The organism is Hwanghaeella grinnelliae, assembly GCF_004005845.1.
Lineage (GTDB): Bacteria > Pseudomonadota > Alphaproteobacteria > UBA8366 > Aestuariispiraceae > Hwanghaeella > Hwanghaeella grinnelliae.
On sequence record NZ_SADE01000003.1, the window covers coordinates 244,780 to 261,989 of the forward strand.

Genomic DNA, 17,210 nt, shown 5'->3' on the forward strand with positions numbered 1-17,210 from the left:
GGTCAGGCCTTAATATAGCCTTCCCGCGGGGTTTTCCCCCTTGGGGATGGAATAACAGTCATGCCCGCACTTCGAAATAGATCAGTTTCCCCGGTACGTGACTAGAGATCGGTGGCGGTGAGCGTTATCCGTGTTCAAAACCCGCCGCTATTGGTCTACCGTTCAGCCATGCGATTTTTCTCACATGCCGACAGGCCGGTGCATTTGGGCCGTTATCCGATGGAACGCCTGCCGCGCCTTGCGGCGGGAAGCGATGCGATTGGCAGGGTCCCGCCGCAAAGTGTCGCCGCGAAAAGCCCCGAGCAGACCCTGCCCCACGTCTTTGCACCCTATATCGATCTGTATCGTCAAAACCGAGACGGTGAGGTCGCGCCCGCCACCGCCCCTATCCCGGAGGATCGCCAGATCCGCACCGACAATCTGAAGGCAGGCTGTTATTTCCTGGATGCAGCCGGGGCCGGCACCTGCGTGATCCCGGCAAAGGCGCGGCAAGCGGGCCTGCCGGCAGAACACGACCACGCCCTTGTCATCCTGGTCGAACATGGACCGATGCCCGACCCGAACGAGGCCGCCTTTCCCTGGTTGGAAGGATCGGCCGACGCGGTGGCGGACCTGCGCGCGGCCGAAATTGCCGTCTGCCTCGCAGGGTATTTGCGCAATATGGGGTATTCGGCGCGGGTGCATTTCTCCTTCCCCGATTGCGCGGAGGTAAATCTGTCCGCGCTGGGCCTCCAATGCGGGCTGACCGAGATGGTAAAAGGGGTGGCGACTCATCCTTATATCGGCAACGGCTTCCGCCTTGCCGCCGTCACCACGGATTTCGCGATTGCCGATGAGGCGCCACTCGCCAAGCGTAGCGCGACCGAGACGTTCCTGGCGAAAGGTCCGGCCTGGTCGCTGGGCTTGGGCGCCGCCGCAACGCCGTTCACCAAGACGGGCAGCCGCGCCTTGCACCTGGGCCCCTATCCGATGGAGACGATCAAACGAGTGGATAGGCCGACGACTCTGGTGCACGAGGCGAAGATCAAGCGGGTCGCCAAACGGGCCGAATTCTTTCAGCGCGCCTTGATGGGCGACCTGGGGGAAAAGGCCCAGCGGGAGCGGAACCGCTTCGCGGTGAAAAATCCCTATGCCTTCGCCATGGTTCCCCTCATTCGCGGCATGGTGCCGTTTCAACACGGGCCCCGGCATAAGGATGCCGCGGCCGCGCTATCGCCCGGAACCGAAGACGCAGAACGGAACGCCCGCGCGGTGAAGGGGCTCGCCTATCATCTGGGCGCGGATATGGTCGGAATTTGCGAGGCCAAGGATTACGCCTGGTACACCCATGACGCGGAAGGAAAGCCGGTTCCTGTCCGCCATAAATATGCCGTTGTCATGCTGATCGACCAGGGATTCGAAACCATGGAGGGATCCAGCGGCGACGACTGGATATCCGGCGCGCAATCCATGCGGTCCTATATGCGCGGCGCACAGATCGCCGGCGTCATGGCGGCCTATCTGCGCCGCTTGGGCCATGATGCACGGTCGCAAACAAATGCGGATTCGGAAGTGCTGCATATCCCCTTGATCCTGTGGGCCGGGTTGGGGGAGATGAGCCGGATCGGCGAACTTGTCCTGAACCCCTTTGTCGGGCCGCGTTTCAAATCGGTGGTGCTGACCACCGACATGCCGCTCGCCATCGACAAGCCAATCGATTTCGGCCTGCTGGACTTCTGCGAAAAATGTACGAAATGCGCCCGGGAATGTCCCTGTTCGGCCATCCCGCTCGGCCCGCGCATCGAATACAACGGATATGAAATCTGGAAGCCCGACGTGGAACGCTGCACCCGCTACCGGGTAACCAACCCCAAGGGCTCGGCCTGCGGTCGCTGTATGAAGACCTGCCCCTACAATACCGAGGGATTGCTGTCGCACCGCGCCGTTCTGTGGGCCGCCATCAACGTTCCCGGAAGCCGCAGGGCAATCGCCAAGTGGGATGACAAGGCCGGCAACGGGTCGATCAACCGAGTAAAGAAATGGTGGTTCGACTTGGAACAGGTGGGCGGCGTAGCAATCACCCCTCGCGCGGGCGCGAACGAACGCCAATTGAACCTGGACGGGAATATCGATCCCGCCGGCCAGAAAATCGCGCTCTATCCGCCGGAAGAACATCCGCCGGGCGACATGCTGGATCCACGCCCGATAGACCGGAAACAGGCCCTGGAGAGAGGGGCCAACACACCCGCCTATCGACCGAATGTCGGAGAGACGCAATAAGATGCGCCGTCTTGGAATCGCCCTGGCCGCTTTCTTCCTGCTTGCCCTCGGGGCGACGGTTCTGGCTTGGGTCAATCGAATCCCTTTAGCGGAATGGGCGATCGACACCTATCAGTCGGAAACGCCGCTCGGCCCCGTTTCCGTTCGGATCAGCGATATCTCGTTGTCTTCGGTGACCATTGCCGAAATCCGGGCCCGGTATCGCGGACCGATCGCGATGCAGGACATCACGGCAGATTTCGAAATCGGCCGGGATTGGAATCTGAACCTGCCGTCGGTTCGGATTGGGTCGTTGAACGCCGCGCTCTCGTTCGCCGATTGGTTTGACCTGCTCGATACAATCGGGTCCGGTGACCCGGGGGCCGGCGAAACAGGCCTACCGACATTTTCGGTTTCCGTGGGCGCGGTTTCAGTAGAGACCATCGACCTCTATGCGGAAACGCCCAAGGGATATGCTCTGCTGAACGGCGATTTAGCGTTCGACGGGCCAATTGATTTCTCGCAACCGACCGCGCTTGCCCAACTGGCAGATGGTTTGGACGGCACGCTGCTGCTGAGTGCGGGCGCAGCGGGCTTTCCGGTTAAGACGGGCGCGATGGGGGGCGGTTCCCTGGTCCTGACCGCGACCTTCGCCGACAATCTTGCCAAGGTCGAAGCCATCGCGCCGCTTAGGCTCAACCTTGAGGTTTCGGAACCCCTGCCGACGCTGCCCAATTTGCCGGTGGGCACCTACCGCGCAGATATCGGGTCGGATGAATTGCCATTTCGGATGTCTGTGGGATACGGGGTCGATCCGGCCCCGGCCTTGCGCACGTTGATCCTGGCGCCCTTTCCCTTCGCGCTCGACACGCCCTTCGGGACAGCCTCTGCCAATGCGACGACCGCCCCCATGCAAGTGGATGAAGCCCAGGCGGACCCGACGGCGTTGCATCTCGGCATGAAAGGCGAACTCAAACTCTCGGGCCTGCCGCTGCCGTCTGGGATGAAGGCGGACATTTCGGGTGGGTTCGAATTCGACAAGGGCAATCGAACAAGCATCGCGCTTGCGAAAGGGTTTAAGGTATCGCTCGATGTGTCGGCCTCCCCCACCCTGGCCGATCTTCCCCAAGCCGCGCAGGACATGCTCGGCGACACCCTGTCCTTGGCGACCCAAAGCAAGGTCGAAGCCGTGCTTGCGGAAAGCGAAGACGCAATCGTCGGCGAAGGGGCCATGACGCTGAGCAGCGGCGCGGTGACCGCAGGCCTGCCATCCGGTTTCGCGCTGGAACTGACGCCAAAGAACGAAATGAAAGCGAGCACGGAAGCCTTCACACTCGCCCTATCCCAAAGCAAGGCGCCCATCGCGGTAACCGCCGATCTCAACACGCTTTCCATGACAGTCGCCGCGGACGGCACCATGCGGGCACAGGCCGGTTATCGGATCGAGACCGATCAAGGCCAGTCGTCTGGGTCCTTTTCCGTGGCAAGAACGGATGACGAAACGACGGTCGACATCACGGACGCCGAAATAGCTTTGCCGGGATCGGACATGACGATCCCCTCCTTCCGCGCCACGGGCCGCATGGCCGGCGATGGTGTCGAGCTGTCCGCAACCGTTGATGAAATTCGTCAGGGAGAATTACGGGCCTTGAAACGCCCCTTGTCCCTGACCGGAAAGATGAAACTTGAGGATCCGGGTTTCGATTTCAACATGTCGGGCGCGGTCGACGAGATCATTTCCGTGTCCGCGAAGGGCACCTATGCCGACGGCGACATTGTCATGACGTTCGGATCGAAGGACATCCCCCTTGGCCCTGACGGCTTGGATCTGAGCGAGTTGACCGACCTGGTCGACCTGGGCCGATCCGACCCCAACGGATCAATCCGCGTCGAAGGTGAATTGACCTATCAACATGACGCGATCAGCGGCTATGCGGACCTGCATATCGCGGAGATCGGCTCCGTCCTCACCGACGGAACGGAAGTGTCCATTCTGGGCACTGTGACCTTCGACCTTTCCCGGTTGCCGGCAACCATGAGCCCGGCAACCCTGACCGGGACGCTTTCCTCCGACATCCTGGGCAATATCCCGTTTGAGGAGACCTTCACACTGCGTGAAACGGGGGAAATGGTCGTTCAGTCGCTGGAGGCGCAATTCCTGGGCGGCACCATCACCCTCAGTGAGGGCCTTGCCAGCGCTTCGGCAGGAACATTGGATGGACTTATCCATGCTTCGGCGATCGACCTTAACGCCCTTGCCGTCATGATGAATATCGAAGGGCTCGGCGGGACAGGCCGCTTGACCGGCGATCTGAAATTCAAGGTGAAAGAAGACGCCGTCATCGTAGAGGGCGGAGAGTTGAGCGCCGAAGAGCCCGGCATGTTGCGCTATAAGGGCGAAGCATTAAGCGCCGCCGCCAACGGCAACGAAAACCTCGCCCTGCTCGTCCAGGCCCTGGAGAATTTCCACTACAAGGTCCTGACCCTGGGCATCGATATCCCGGAATATGGTGAAGGGGTCGTGACCCTCCATCTGGAAGGCAACAACCCGGATGTCCTGGAAGGGTATCCCTTCGACGTCACGATCAACTTGGAAAGCGAATATGGACGGCTGATCAAGACCTTCCTGAACCTGTACAACGAAATGGACGTCATTCTGCAAGGGGCGCTTCGCTAAGCCTTCGAGAAAAATCAACATCGCCATAATTTCGCCGTCTTTGCCTGTTCCTATCGGACGGTTCCGGCTAAGCTACCACCGGTACGGATTGATGGATCAGCCAAGGACGGCAGAATGAAAGCCTATCGGCTAGTGTTATTTGGGATCGTGGCGCCCCTGGTGATGGCGGGGTGCACACCGACCGTTAAGGTCGAGGCACCGTCGGAGCCGATCACCATCAATCTCAACGTCAAGCTGGACGCGGAAGTCCGTGTGAAACTAGAGGAGAAGGCACAGGAAGATGTTGCTAAAAACCCAATCTTCTAGCCCGCGACCGGCTTTTCTTTTGGCGCTGCGTGCCCCGCTATTCCTTTTTGCGATGGTGTGCGCCGTTCTTTTAGCAAGCGGTCAGTCGGCAGTGGCGGACCCCCTCGACGCCCCGCGGGAGGCGGGCCTGGTCGGCGAGCGCTATGACGGATATGCCGAAATTCGCGATTCTGCCGCGCCCGCGGATGTCGCCGCGCTTGTCCGGTCAATCAACCGGCAACGACGGGACTATTACGATCAGTTGGCGAAGAAAGAGAATGTCAGCCCCGCAGAGGTCGGCAAGCTCTACGCCAACAAGATATTTCAGTCGGCGCCGCGCGGCTATTGGTTCAAGGACCAATCCGGCCAATGGAAGCGCAAATTCTAGAACCCTGTTCATAAAGCCCAACGCACCCGGCGCTGGATTTTCATCCGTTGGGCCGGGATGATGTTCCCGGAATGGCCCTTGTTCCATACCGGCTGGGACGTAATATCTTAACCAAACCTTGGCCGTCCTCCCCACGGATCTTACCTGTGGGGTCTGTTTTCCTTTTCGAACCTGGCAATCGTCTCTTCACGCCTGCGAAAACAAGAAACGGGATCGGTCGGGTAAACATGTTCGGATTCAGAAACACGGTGATGAAACAATGACCAATAGCCTGCCCAAGAATGTCGACGACACCATGACCCTTCTGGGCGAAGGCAATTACGTGGCCGACCGCAGTCTGGCGACGGCGCTTTTTCTTTCCTTGGAACTGAAGCGCCCCCTTTTCCTGGAAGGCGAAGCCGGCGTCGGGAAAACGGAAATCGCGAAGGTGTTGAGCAACACGCTCGGCCGGGATCTGATCCGCCTGCAATGCTATGAAGGGCTCGATGTCTCCGCGGCGGTCTATGAATGGAACTATGCCCGGCAAATGCTGGAAATCCGGATGGCCGAGGCTTCCGGCGGCGCCGACCGGCAGACGCTGGAATCGGAACTTTTTTCCGAACGCTTTCTGACGAAACGCCCGATCCTGCGCGCATTGGAACCCCATGCGGGTGGCCCGCCGGTCTTGCTGATCGACGAGTTGGACCGGACCGACGAACCCTTCGAAGCCTTTCTGCTGGAAGTCTTGTCGGACTATCAGGTAACCGTGCCGGAAATGGGCACCGTCAAGGCGGAAACGCCGCCGCTGGTCATCATCACGTCGAACCGTACGCGTGAAATCCATGACGCTATCAAACGCCGCTGCTTCTATTATTGGGTCGATTACCCGAACGCGGAACGCGAATTCGAGATCCTGAAGATCAAGGCGCCCAACGCGTCGGAAGACCTGTCACGACAGATCGTGGCCTTCGTTCAAAAGATCCGCAGTCTGGATCTGTTCAAGCTGCCCGGCGTCGCGGAGACCATCGACTGGGCCCAGGCGCTGACGCAATTGGACCGCCTGACGCTTGACCCGGATACCATCAACGACACGCTGGGCACCTTGCTGAAGTACCAGGACGATATCGCGAAAATTCAGGGGTCCGAGGCGGCCCGCATCCTGGACGAAGTCAAGGCGGAGATGAGCCAGAAGGAAAGCGTATGACGGCGGGGCCTTCCGACGACAAACGGGATGAAAACACGCTCGCCGAAGGTGATGTAAAAACGGACGAGCAGCATGTCGCCCCCAACTTTTTCGTGGGCGAAGCGGATGGCGGCCGTCTGGCCGACAATATCATGCATTTTGCGCGGGTGCTGCGCCGGGCGGGACTGCCTGTCGGCCCCGGAAAAGTGCTAGAGGCGGTGAAGGCCGTCTCGGCCGTCGGCGTTTCATCCCGCAAGGATTTCTATTGGACTTTGCATGCGGTCTTCGTGAACCGTCGCGACCAACGCGAAGTGTTCGATCAAGCTTTTCACTTTTTCTGGCGAAACCCCAACCTGCTGGAAAAAATGATGGGAATGATGCTGCCATCGACCAAGATGGACGAGGCCGCCGCCCCCCCGAAGGACGAAATGTCCAGGCGGGTCGCCGACGCCCTGGCCGGCGACAAGCCCGGCGACGAACAGGACGAGGCCAGCGAGCCCGACGAAGACTTGATCGAGATGGACGCGACGCTCACCTTCTCCCGCGATGAGGTGTTGAGTGAGAAGGACTTCGAAAAGATGTCCTCGGCCGAACTGGCCGAAGCGCGGTCCGCGATTCAGAAACTGACCTTGCCGATCCGACAGGTGCCGAACCGCCGTTTTCAACCCCACCCCCAAGGCCGCCGCGTCGACATGCGCGCCACGCTGCGGGAAGCCGCCCGCTTCGGCGGGGACTTGGCCGCCCTGAAACGGCGAAAGCACACGCGCCGCCCGCCTCCCTTGGTGGTCCTCTGCGACATTTCCGGTTCGATGGACCGTTACGCCCGGATGCTGCTGCATTTCATGCATGCCCTGACCAACGACCGGGACCGGGTTCACACTTTTCTGTTCGGCACACGACTGACGAACATCACGCGCTATCTGCGCTACAAAGACCCCGATGCCGCGGTGGATACGATTTCCGAGGCGGTGGAGGATTGGTCGGGCGGTACCCGCATCGGTCATGCGCTGCACGACTTCAACGTCAATTGGTCGCGCCGCGTCCTGGGCCAGGGCGCCGTCGTCATTCTGATCACCGATGGGTTGGACCGAGAGGGCGCGGAGGGCGTCGCCGAAGAGATGGAGCGTCTTCACAAATCGTGCAGACGTTTGATTTGGCTGAACCCGCTTCTTAGATATGACGCCTATGAGCCGCGGGCCGCAGGTGCCCGCGCGATGATGCCGCATGTGGACGAGTTTCGCGCCGTGCACAATTTGGGCAGCTTGGCTGAATTAGCGGAAGCGCTGGGCAAGGACGCATCCTTGAGCCGCCGGGAAATGGCCCGGTGGCGCGCCGCCGCCGCTTGATCGACCCGGCCCCGTGGCCGGTACAGGAGAGGATCCCTTCATGACGACTGATATCTTGCCCGAAAGCAGCCAAGACGACGTCCTGGCACAGGCGGATGCATGGCTCGACGCCGGCGACAAAGTCGCCCTGGCGACCGTGGTGCGGACCTGGGGGTCTTCGCCCCGCCCGATCGGCAGCCAATTGGCGATCAATGCCGATGGCCGTTTCGCGGGTTCCGTTTCCGGCGGCTGTATCGAAGGCGCGGTGATTACCGAAGCCTTGGAGACGATGGAGGACGGCAAACCACGCAAGCTGGAATTCGGCGTTTCCGATGCGATGGCCTGGGAAGTCGGCCTTGCTTGCGGTGGCGAGATCGAGGTTTTCGTCGAAAAGCTGGATGCCTAGAAAATGAAACGCATCGTTCTGAAGGAATTGCGCCGGGCCCGGGATAGCAGGGTCCCGGCAACCCTGGTGACCGACCTCTCGACCGGCGCGCAAACGCTTATCGTCGGTGAAGCTTTCTATGGCGACCCCCTGCCCGACGCGTCTGAGTTGGAACAAGTGATCGACCAGGTAATGGTCAAGGACAAGGGGCGCACGATCGAAGCGGGCGACAGCCGGATTTTCATCCAGCCCTTCAATCCGCCGCTACGCATGATGATCATTGGCGCGGTGCATATCTCACAGGCCTTGGCACCGATGGCCAAGATTACCGGTTATGACGTGACGGTGATTGATCCCCGCACCGCCTGGGCGACCGAAGAAAGGTTTCCCGGTGTGGTGCTTGATCAGCGCTGGCCGGACGAGGTGATGGAAGAAACACCACCCGACCGCGGCACGGCCGTTGTGACCCTGACCCACGACCCAAAGATCGACGACCCCGCCTTGGAAGTCGCCCTGCGTAGCGATGCCTTTTATATCGGCGCCTTGGGCGGCAGTAAGACAAATGCCAAGCGCGAGGAGCGGCTGAAGGAATCCGGTTTGACCGCGGAACAGATCGCCCGCCTGCACGCGCCCGTTGGGCTCGACCTCGGTTCCGTCTCACCCGCCGAGATCGCCGTGGCGACCCTGGCCCAGGCGACACTCGCCTTGCGCGGGCCACGCCGGAAAGGGTGATCGGAACCAGCCATGCGGTTTGGCGATATTTCCATCGATAAGGCTTTGGGCAGCATCCTGGTCCATTCGACGCGGGCCGGGTCCAAACGCCTAAAGAAGGGGCGCATCCTGGCCCAGTCCGATCTGGATGCCCTGCGGGAAGCGGGTATCGCGTCGGTCATCGTCGTGACCTTGGATGCGGACGACGTTCACGAAGACTTGGCCGCAAAGCGTATCGCCGAGGCAGCCGCGGGTCCTGGCGGTTTCGAAGCAGGTTCAGCGCAATCGATCAGCGCGCCTTTCACAGGGCGGGTCAATTTGATCGCGGAAGCCGCCGGGATCGCTAAAATCGATACCACTGCCGTCGACATGTTGAACCTCGTAGACGAAGCGATCACCATCGCGACCGTGCCGCCCTTCGCCGTCGTTCAGCCCGGTCAGATGGTTGCCACCATCAAAATCATCCCCTTCGCCGCACCGGAAGACCTGGTCGCGCGCTGCGAGGATATTGCACGCCAGGCAAGCCCAATGATTGCCGTCGCCCCATTCGCGGCGAAACGCACCGCCTTCATCCAAACCCGGCTGAAGGACACGAAGGAAAGCGTGCTGGACAAGACAACGGCCGTGATGACGGCCCGGCTGGAAAAGGTCGGTGCGTCCTTGGCAGGGGAAGTTCGGGTTCCACATGAGGTTTCCGTGCTGGCTCAGGCGATCACTGATTTGGCAGCCAAGGAGACCCCTGACCTGATCTTCATCGCCGGGGCCTCGGCGATCACCGATCGCCGGGACGTCATTCCGTCGGCCATAGAACAGGCCGGCGGCACAGTCGATCATTTCGGCATGCCGGTCGACCCAGGCAACCTGTTGCTGTTCGGCAATCTGTCCGGCGTTCCGGTCGTGGGTATGCCGGGCTGTGCGCGGTCTCCCAAGCTGAACGGCTTCGACTGGGTATTGGAGCGGCTGGCGGCGGATATCCCCGTTACCCGGGCCGATATCATGAAAATGGGGGCCGGCGGGCTTTTGAAGGAAATCGAGACCAGACCACAGCCCCGTTCGGCGCCAAGCGCCCCTCAATCGCCCGCGCCGCAGGTTCCGCGCGCGCCCCGCATCGCCGCGATCCTGTTGGCAGCAGGGCGGTCTACCCGGATGGGGGACCGGAACAAGCTTTTGGCCGATGTGGACGGCCGCCCCATGGTGCGCCGCGTCGCCGAAACGCTTGCGGCTTCGAAGGTCATCGGTATCACCGCCGTCCTTGGTCATGAAGCGGACACGGTCCGGGGCGCTTTGGGCGACCTGTCGGTAAACTTCGTCGACAACCCCGATTTTGCCCAGGGGCTGTCGACCTCGGTCAAGGCGGGGGTTTCGATGCTGCCGGAGGACTGCGACGGTTTCATCGTCTGCTTGGGCGACATGCCAACCGTGCGGACGGCGGATATCGACCGGTTGATCGCCGCTTTCAATCCGGTGGAAGGCCGGGCCATCTGCATGCCGGTGCATCACGGCAAACGCGGCAACCCGGTTCTGTTTGCCCGCCGCCTTGCGGCCGAAATGGCGGCGTTGGAGGGCGATACCGGGGCCAAGCGCTTGATCGGTGCCCATGAGGACGAGGTTTGCGAAGTCGAGACGGATAGCGGCGTCCTGTTGGACATAGACACGCCCGACGCTTTATCCCGTTTCACATCGTCCCAATTCAAGGACGCCTAGCGGGCAAATCCGACAGGAAATCCAAAACCAGCTTTCCCATTCCATAGTCATAGAGGTTGGTGTGGTGCGCCTCGTCGATCAGCAGGAACTGCTTCGGCTCCACTGCCGCCGCGAACAGGCGGTCGGCGAAACGGACCGGGATGACGCGGTCCCGCGTGCCGTGAACGATCAACAGCGGCGCCTGGATATCCTTGATTATCGCAGTCGTATCGTAGCGATCCTTCAGAAGATACCGAACCGGCACGTACCAATAAATCGACGCGGCAACATCGGCCACGGATGAATAAGGGGCTTCCAACACAACAGCCCGATATCGTTGCTCCGTCGCCAGTTTCACGACAAGCCCCGTCCCGAGCGACTCGCCATATAGCACAATGCTGTCATCCGACACGCCCTGCGCCTTGAGGAAGGCAAGCGCGGTCCGGCCGTCTTCCGTCAAACCCGCTTCGCTTGGCGTACCGCCTGCCCCGGCATTGTATCGGTAGGTCACCAGCAACACGCCGAAACCAGCATCAAGATAGGGACGCACCTTTTCCGCCCGGTCCCCCAGATGCCCGGCATTGCCGTGCAGATACAACAGAACCGGCGCGTCAGCCGTCGTCGGCGGCCTCCACCAGGCAAGCAATGGAAACCCATCCGGTGTCGGCAGACGTTCCGCCTTCATTTCAGGGACGCCGAAAGATTGCGGTGTCGCGATCGTTTGATTTGGGTGATACATCAAGTTGCGCTGGAAGACGTATAATCCGCCGACCACCGACAAGTATCCCGCCAACAATATTCCCACGAAATAGATCATGCGTTTGATTAACGCGGCTCGGTGTTTTGCGAAAGCGGGTTTCGGCTGACGCGGATGCTTGAATTCGACAATACCGCTGGATTTCTTAGGGTTTCACCGGAATTTTCTGGGAATTTTCTGGGAGTATTCATGGGGTTTTCATGGGCTCTCGATGCGGTTTCCCGCGAGTATTCTTGGGGATTGCTATTGAACCCCCCCTCAATACCGCGTCTAATCCCGTGATGCTCAGCCCGACACGACGGACTTTCCTTGCATCCGCCCTTGCCGGCGCAGGTTCCGCCCTTCTTCCCCGTTCCGCGATGGCGTTGCAGGTTGTGGACCTGCAGCTAATCCTGGCGATCGACTGCTCTTACAGCGTGGATCAACGGGAGTACAACCTTCAGGTCGGCGCGATCGGCGATGCCTTGGGCCAGCCTGAGATACGGCAAGCGATCGGCGAAGGCCCAAGCGGATCGATCGCCCTGTCGCTGGTTCAATGGTCCAGCGAATACAGTCAGATCATGGCCCTGCCATGGACCCTGGTGACAGAAGGCAATGCCGCCGCTGTCGGCCAGCGCATCTCTAAACTGCCCCGTATGACCGCCGACGGCGCGACCTCTATGGCTGCGGCGGTCTATACCTCGATGGATTATTTCAATCAGTCCGCCTATCAGTCGGCCCGCCGGACCATCGATATTTCCGCCGATGGCCGGAACAATAACGGACCCTATATGCCCCAGGCCAGGGACGTTGCCACGGCGAACGGCATCACCATCAACGGCTTGCCCATCCTGTTGGAAGATCCGACCCTGGATTATTACTTCAAACACAATGTCGTCGGAGGACCGGGTTCATTCGTTGAAAAAGCGATCGATTACGAAGACTTTCGACGCGCAATCCGACGCAAGTTGCTGCGTGAAATCCAATTCGTTCCGGTGGCTTTGCTTGACGATCCGAACGGACACTACTTCCGTTAATAGCATGTCAAATAGCTATTCAGCCGGCTTTTACTTGGACCAGGACAGGTAATACTTACGGCGGGCCGCCTCAAATTTTGTTGAAGTCGGTTCGTCTTTTTGCTTTTCTCGCCTATGAGTACGGCTTCCTGCCGTGGGAAAAGGCGGCCAATCCGCAAGTGACGGTCCGGACATACGGGCTGGGCGAAAAGGGTTTTTGAATAGATGTCCGATCTGTCCCGTGAAGAGCTTCGCGCTCATCTGTCGGCCGTGGAAGCGCAAGTTCGCGCTGCCCTTCGGATCATCGCCGCCGAATCCAAATCGGTTCAGCAAGCGCATGGCGCTTTGCGGGCCGACCTTTCAGCCGCCCTGATCCGGCTGCAATCGGAAATGAGTGAGGGGCAGAGCGAGATCCAGACGAAACTGGACCGAAGCTTGGCCGAAATCGACGCCCTGCACCGAAACCGGAAGCTGACGACCGCGATCATGGCGGCGCTTGTCCTGGTCTTCGGCGTTACGGTCGGCGTTCTCGCCGGCGGAAGTTGGTTCTTCCTGCAGCAATCGTCAGGGAACACAACGGCCATGACCGCCCCGAATCAATCATCGGCCGATGCCGGCGACTCTGACCAGGGCTTTATCGTCAATTCCCAATAGGGAAAGCCGGAAATTTGGTTTTAAGCGGCGGTGCCTGGCTTCAAGGCTTGGATGGCATGCAATAGACGCCGCGCTGCTTGAATGCTGCGCATAGTTTTTTCGCGTCTTCCGCATTCGCCACAGGACCGGCATAGAGCCTGTGGAAAATCCCTTTCGTGCCCAAATCGGCACGCATGACCGTCGGCGACAGGCCTGAAAGCAGGTTGGGGAAACGACCTTTCAGGTTCGCCCAGCCGCTATCCGCGTTCTTGGGATTCTTGTATGACGCCAAGTGAACCAGATAGCTGCCCGTTGCGGGCGCGGCGGCGACTTGTTTTGGCGCAGCAGTGGCAGCCTGGGAAGCGGCCGGCGCGGCAGATGTACCCGCCGTTTCCTGCTTTGGCGCCCCTGTGTTTTGCGCCGCCGACAGGTTCGTCGGCGCTGACTGCTGACCCCCTGCTTTCTGGCCATTTTTCAAATCAGCCATGGCGTCGGAAACCTGAACCGGCAGCGGTTGAACACCGGCATAGGGTTCGGCGGGCGGCGGCGGTGTCTCGGGATCTGTTTGTTTGAACCCGGGTTGGTAGTCTTCCCCGCCGGAGGAAACGATGCGCGTGCCGTCCTGCAGGTAGGCCACCCGCTCGAAAGACAACAGGTCCCGCCTGATGATGCCGCTGCCTTTTGTATTCGCAGCATCAAGCCGCACATAATTGCCGACGCGCGGCGCGTAATAGAACGTGACCTCGTCCGGCCGCTGCCGGCCACAGGGAACTTCATAGGTGTTATAGGTTCCCGCCGGCCCAACGACCTGGGTCTCCGATGAAATCTCGCAAACCCATTGGAATTCCCAGGCGTAGGGTGGTTTGTCGGTGCTGACGGTCGATTTGAAGGTCATCCGTTGCCCGACCTGGAGCGGGAACAGCGCGCCATTCACGTCGCTGATCAGGCGGCGGCCGCTCCCACGGCCTTCGCTCGCCCAGGCCAATGCGGGCATTAAAGGGTTATGGCCTGTTGTCTGGGTTTCCCCACTATCGGCGACCCAGTCGACCTCATCGCCGCGCACCGCGACGACACGCCAGGTCACTGCCGGATTGTCATAGCGGAACCAATCGCCGACTTGAAATTTCGGCGCCGTTTGCGCCAGCAACCGTTCTTCCGGCGAGAAGCCAACTTGTTTTTCTGCCTTAGGCTTGCTTTCGAAAAGCCCCCCGTCAGCCCCATTCTGCCCCCCTTGAGAGCAAGCGGCCAACAGCATGACGGCGGCGGAAACCGCCGCGATGCGGACTGGGATCGCATTTCTATTGGCCCTCAGGCCTGGGTTTTCGGCTGCCGGTACGTTTTTAAGCATGGAGTAACCGTAATTGAGTCGCGGTTTTTCGCCAGTCAAATTCGTTAAAATACTACGGTCACACAAGTATCTGGCTACCAGTTCCCCAAAATCGCCAGTAAATTTCGCAAGACGAGCGCGAAAACTGCCGCTACACTGCCGCCATGGTCGACGCTACTCTAGAACGGAGGGATGCTTCGAACGGCACCGGAAGCGGTGGGCTGTTCGCACGCCTACGCGGCGTTTTCAGCCGCGGCTCCGACAAAAAGAAATCGAAAAAATCCCGCGGTCCTTGGTGGAAGCTGACCCGTGTGACGCTGCTCGGTCTTGCCGTGCTTGCCAGCATGGTGACCTTGCGGGTACTGGACCCGGAACCCGTCGAAGCGCTGCGGCTGAAGACTTTCGACGCTTTTAACCGGATTAAACCGCGCGTCCCGGCAGAACAAAGCCCGGTCGTCATTATCGACATTGATGAGCGCACCTTGAACGAATTGGGGCTATGGCCCTGGCCCCGGACGCTTGTCGCGGACCTTATTGCCGCCACGCGTGACTACGGTATGGCCGTGATCGGTTTTGACGCCGTCTTCTCCGAAGTCGACAAGACAAGTCCGTCCGCGCTGGTGAAAACCATGCGGGGCGCGGATCCGGAGCTGCTTTCCCGGATTGAGACCCTACCCAACAACGAAACCATCATGGCCGATACCATGCGCACGATGCGGACCGTTGTGGGGCAGGCCGGCACGCGCAACAAGCCGCTTTCGACACCGCCGCCGGAAGCGCAGCAGACCTCTGTGAAAGCCTTCCTGAAGGACAAGACAGCCCGGCATTTCCAGCCGCAGCTGGATGGCGAGATCATATCCGACGAAGCATTCGCCAGAAGCTTTATGCTGAACTTCTCTGAATTGATCTCAAACGTGCCGGAGCTTGAGGCGGCGGCTTCAGGCCGGGCGTTCTTCTCGGTCGATGAAGAGTTCGACGGCATTGTCCGCCGGGTGCCGGTCATGAAGATCATTCAGGACGTCGTTAAACCCACATTGGCGCTGGAGATGCTGCGCGTCGGGTTCAACGGCAATTCGATTCTCGCCCGGGTAGATCCGGGCGGACTGAAGGATGTCGTGCTGCAGGTGAAGGGCACCCCCGGCTTTGCCATTCCAACCGACGAAAAAGGCCGCGTCTGGGTTTATTTCGCCGAAGAGGATCGGTTCAACACGGAGGACAATGCCGGGCGCCTGTATGTATCCGCGACGGATGTTATCAACAAACGCGTCCCGCCCGAGCGGCTGGCCGGCAGGCTTGCCCTGGTCGGCACCTCCGCCGTCGGCCTTCTCGATATTCGGTCGACCCCGATCAGCCCACGCTTGCCGGGGGTCGAGGTCCACGCGAACCTGATAGAAACGATCATACAGGGCTCGATTTTGAAGCATCCCGTGCAGATGCATATTTTCGAGATCCTGGTCTTCGCGATCGCCGGGTTGATCCTGATCGTCAGCGTGCCGCGCTTGGGGCCGTTCGTATCTCTGGCCTTTGTCGCCGTCGTTTGCGGCGGGTTGGTCTGGACAAGTTGGCATCTGTTTTCCGAGGAACTCACCTTCCTGGATCCCGCCTATCCCAGTGCCGCGACGATCCTGCTCTATGCGGTGCTCGCCTTCTCCAACTACGCCCGTGACGCACAGGAGAAGAAGCAGGTTCGCGGCGCTTTCGCGCAATATCTCTCCCCGGATCTGGTCGAGCAGTTGGCGGAGAACCCGGACCAACTTGTGCTTGGCGGTGAAACGAAGAAGATGACGATGCTGTTCTGCGATGTCCGCGGCTTCACATCGATCTCCGAACTCTACAAGGCCGATCCGCAGGGCCTGACCATCCTGATCAACCGATTGCTGACGCCCCTGACCGACTCGATCCTGAAAAAGGGCGGCACGATCGACAAATATATGGGCGACTGCATCATGGCGTTCTGGAATGCGCCGCTTGATGTACCCCAACAGGAAATCGATTCCTGCGAATCTGCGCTCGACATGTATGACCAGTTGGATGCGCTCAACACGGTTCGCAAAAAGGAAGCCGAAGAAAGCGGTATGAAATACCTGCCGCTGAATATCGGGATTGGAATCAATACCGGCGACGTCGTGGTCGGGAATATGGGTTCGGAACAGCGCTTCGACTATTCGGTCCTGGGCGACGCCGTGAACCTTGCCGCCCGCCTGGAAGGGCAATCGAAGAGTTATGGCGTCAAGACCGTCATCGGCGACACGACGAACGAATACGCGAAAGAACAATTCGCAACGCTGGAATTGGACCTGATCGCGGTGAAGGGTAAATCCGAAGCCGTTCGCATCTTCACCCTGCTGGGCCGGAAAGACATGCTGGACAGCGAAGAATTCAAGACGCTGCGCCATTATCACGTAGACTTCCTGAAAGCCTACCGGTCCCAGGAATGGGAGCACGCCGAGGAAATCGCGGAAACGGCCAAGGGGCATTTGAACGGTTTGATGGACGAGTTCTATTCCATCTACCGCGACCGCATCACCGAATTCCGCGAAAACCCGCCGCCTGCGGATTGGGACGGCGTCTACGTGGCGACCACCAAGTAAACTCTCTCCTGTCCCCACAAAGCGGACACCTTGGCATTTCCCCCCGAGTCTTG

At 60.1% G+C, this 17,210-nt stretch carries 14 protein-coding genes; 12 read left to right on the plus strand and 2 right to left on the minus strand.

Going from position 1 to position 17,210, the window contains the following annotated elements; all coding sequences use genetic code 11:
- Window positions 1-117: 117 nt before the first annotated feature.
- From EOI86_RS18150 to EOI86_RS18190, 9 genes are all read left to right on the plus strand, one after another.
- Complete coding sequence (locus tag EOI86_RS18150; protein WP_127766909.1) at window positions 118-2,259, plus strand: 4Fe-4S dicluster domain-containing protein; 2,142 nt, start codon at window positions 118-120, stop codon at window positions 2,257-2,259.
- Between the two features lies 1 nt (window position 2,260).
- Window positions 2,261-4,915, plus strand: a complete 2,655-nt coding sequence (locus tag EOI86_RS18155; protein WP_161973890.1) for an intermembrane phospholipid transport protein YdbH family protein — start codon at window positions 2,261-2,263, stop codon at window positions 4,913-4,915.
- A gap of 114 nt (window positions 4,916-5,029) precedes the next feature.
- Window positions 5,030-5,221: a YnbE family lipoprotein gene (locus EOI86_RS18160; RefSeq protein WP_127766913.1), complete on the plus strand. Its 192-nt coding sequence runs from the start codon at window positions 5,030-5,032 to the stop codon at window positions 5,219-5,221.
- 91 nt (window positions 5,222-5,312) lie between these two features.
- Window positions 5,313-5,588, plus strand: a complete 276-nt coding sequence (locus EOI86_RS18165; protein ID WP_161973891.1) for a YdbL family probable chaperone protein — start codon at window positions 5,313-5,315, stop codon at window positions 5,586-5,588.
- 259 nt (window positions 5,589-5,847) lie between these two features.
- Window positions 5,848-6,771, plus strand: coding sequence for an AAA family ATPase (locus EOI86_RS18170; protein WP_127766917.1), 924 nt, complete (start codon window positions 5,848-5,850; stop codon window positions 6,769-6,771).
- A complete protein-coding gene (locus EOI86_RS18175; protein ID WP_127766919.1) occupies window positions 6,768-8,096 on the plus strand; it encodes a vWA domain-containing protein in 1,329 nt (442 codons plus the stop codon). Before EOI86_RS18170 ends, EOI86_RS18175 begins: the two co-directional genes overlap by 4 nt.
- 40 nt (window positions 8,097-8,136) lie before the next feature.
- The gene (locus EOI86_RS18180; RefSeq protein WP_127766921.1) at window positions 8,137-8,481 is read left to right on the plus strand and encodes an XdhC family protein; all 345 of its coding nucleotides are present in this window, start codon (window positions 8,137-8,139) and stop codon (window positions 8,479-8,481) included.
- A gap of 3 nt (window positions 8,482-8,484) precedes the next feature.
- Window positions 8,485-9,192, plus strand: coding sequence for an XdhC family protein (locus EOI86_RS18185; RefSeq protein WP_127766923.1), 708 nt, complete (start codon window positions 8,485-8,487; stop codon window positions 9,190-9,192).
- Between the two features lie 12 nt (window positions 9,193-9,204).
- Window positions 9,205-10,875, plus strand: a complete 1,671-nt coding sequence (locus EOI86_RS18190; protein WP_127766925.1) for an NTP transferase domain-containing protein — start codon at window positions 9,205-9,207, stop codon at window positions 10,873-10,875.
- On the opposite strand, the gene EOI86_RS18195 is transcribed toward EOI86_RS18190, so the two are convergent.
- The gene (locus EOI86_RS18195; RefSeq protein WP_127766927.1) at window positions 10,862-11,647 is read right to left on the minus strand and encodes an alpha/beta hydrolase; all 786 of its coding nucleotides are present in this window, start codon (window positions 11,645-11,647) and stop codon (window positions 10,862-10,864) included. The two genes, EOI86_RS18190 and EOI86_RS18195, sit on opposite strands and share 14 nt — an antisense overlap.
- A gap of 197 nt (window positions 11,648-11,844) precedes the next feature.
- Here EOI86_RS18195 and EOI86_RS18200 point away from each other — a divergent pair, with 197 nt between their 5' ends.
- Together EOI86_RS18200 and EOI86_RS18205 are read left to right on the plus strand one after the other, a co-directional pair.
- Window positions 11,845-12,627, plus strand: a complete 783-nt coding sequence (locus tag EOI86_RS18200; RefSeq protein WP_161973892.1) for a DUF1194 domain-containing protein — start codon at window positions 11,845-11,847, stop codon at window positions 12,625-12,627.
- A 204-nt stretch (window positions 12,628-12,831) separates the two neighbouring features.
- Complete coding sequence (locus EOI86_RS18205; protein WP_127766930.1) at window positions 12,832-13,260, plus strand: hypothetical protein; 429 nt, start codon at window positions 12,832-12,834, stop codon at window positions 13,258-13,260.
- Window positions 13,261-13,300: 40 nt separating this feature from the next.
- Here EOI86_RS18205 and EOI86_RS18210 read toward each other — a convergent pair whose 3' ends face one another.
- A complete protein-coding gene (locus EOI86_RS18210) occupies window positions 13,301-14,587 on the minus strand; it encodes an SPOR domain-containing protein (RefSeq protein WP_127766932.1) in 1,287 nt (428 codons plus the stop codon).
- A 143-nt stretch (window positions 14,588-14,730) separates the two neighbouring features.
- Here EOI86_RS18210 and EOI86_RS18215 point away from each other — a divergent pair, with 143 nt between their 5' ends.
- On the plus strand, window positions 14,731-17,157 hold the full coding sequence (locus EOI86_RS18215; RefSeq protein ID WP_127766934.1) for a CHASE2 domain-containing protein: 2,427 nt from the start codon (window positions 14,731-14,733) through the stop codon (window positions 17,155-17,157).
- Window positions 17,158-17,210: the final 53 nt, after the last annotated feature.

Bases quoted from the DNA above. Each gene is read 5' to 3' on its own strand.
- EOI86_RS18210 (WP_127766932.1), bottom strand. From the start codon at position 14,587: ATGCTTAAAAACGTACCGGCAGCCGAAAACCCAGGCCTGAGGGCCAAT.
- EOI86_RS18190 (WP_127766925.1), top strand. From the start codon at position 9,205: ATGCGGTTTGGCGATATTTCCATCGATAAGGCTTTGGGCAGCATCCTG.
- EOI86_RS18215 (WP_127766934.1), top strand. From the start codon at position 14,731: ATGGTCGACGCTACTCTAGAACGGAGGGATGCTTCGAACGGCACCGGA.
- EOI86_RS18185 (WP_127766923.1), top strand. From the start codon at position 8,485: ATGAAACGCATCGTTCTGAAGGAATTGCGCCGGGCCCGGGATAGCAGG.
- EOI86_RS18175 (WP_127766919.1), top strand. From the start codon at position 6,768: ATGACGGCGGGGCCTTCCGACGACAAACGGGATGAAAACACGCTCGCC.
- EOI86_RS18170 (WP_127766917.1), top strand. From the start codon at position 5,848: ATGACCAATAGCCTGCCCAAGAATGTCGACGACACCATGACCCTTCTG.
- EOI86_RS18180 (WP_127766921.1), top strand. From the start codon at position 8,137: ATGACGACTGATATCTTGCCCGAAAGCAGCCAAGACGACGTCCTGGCA.
- EOI86_RS18160 (WP_127766913.1), top strand. From the start codon at position 5,030: ATGAAAGCCTATCGGCTAGTGTTATTTGGGATCGTGGCGCCCCTGGTG.
- EOI86_RS18155 (WP_161973890.1), top strand. From the start codon at position 2,261: ATGCGCCGTCTTGGAATCGCCCTGGCCGCTTTCTTCCTGCTTGCCCTC.
- EOI86_RS18205 (WP_127766930.1), top strand. From the start codon at position 12,832: ATGTCCGATCTGTCCCGTGAAGAGCTTCGCGCTCATCTGTCGGCCGTG.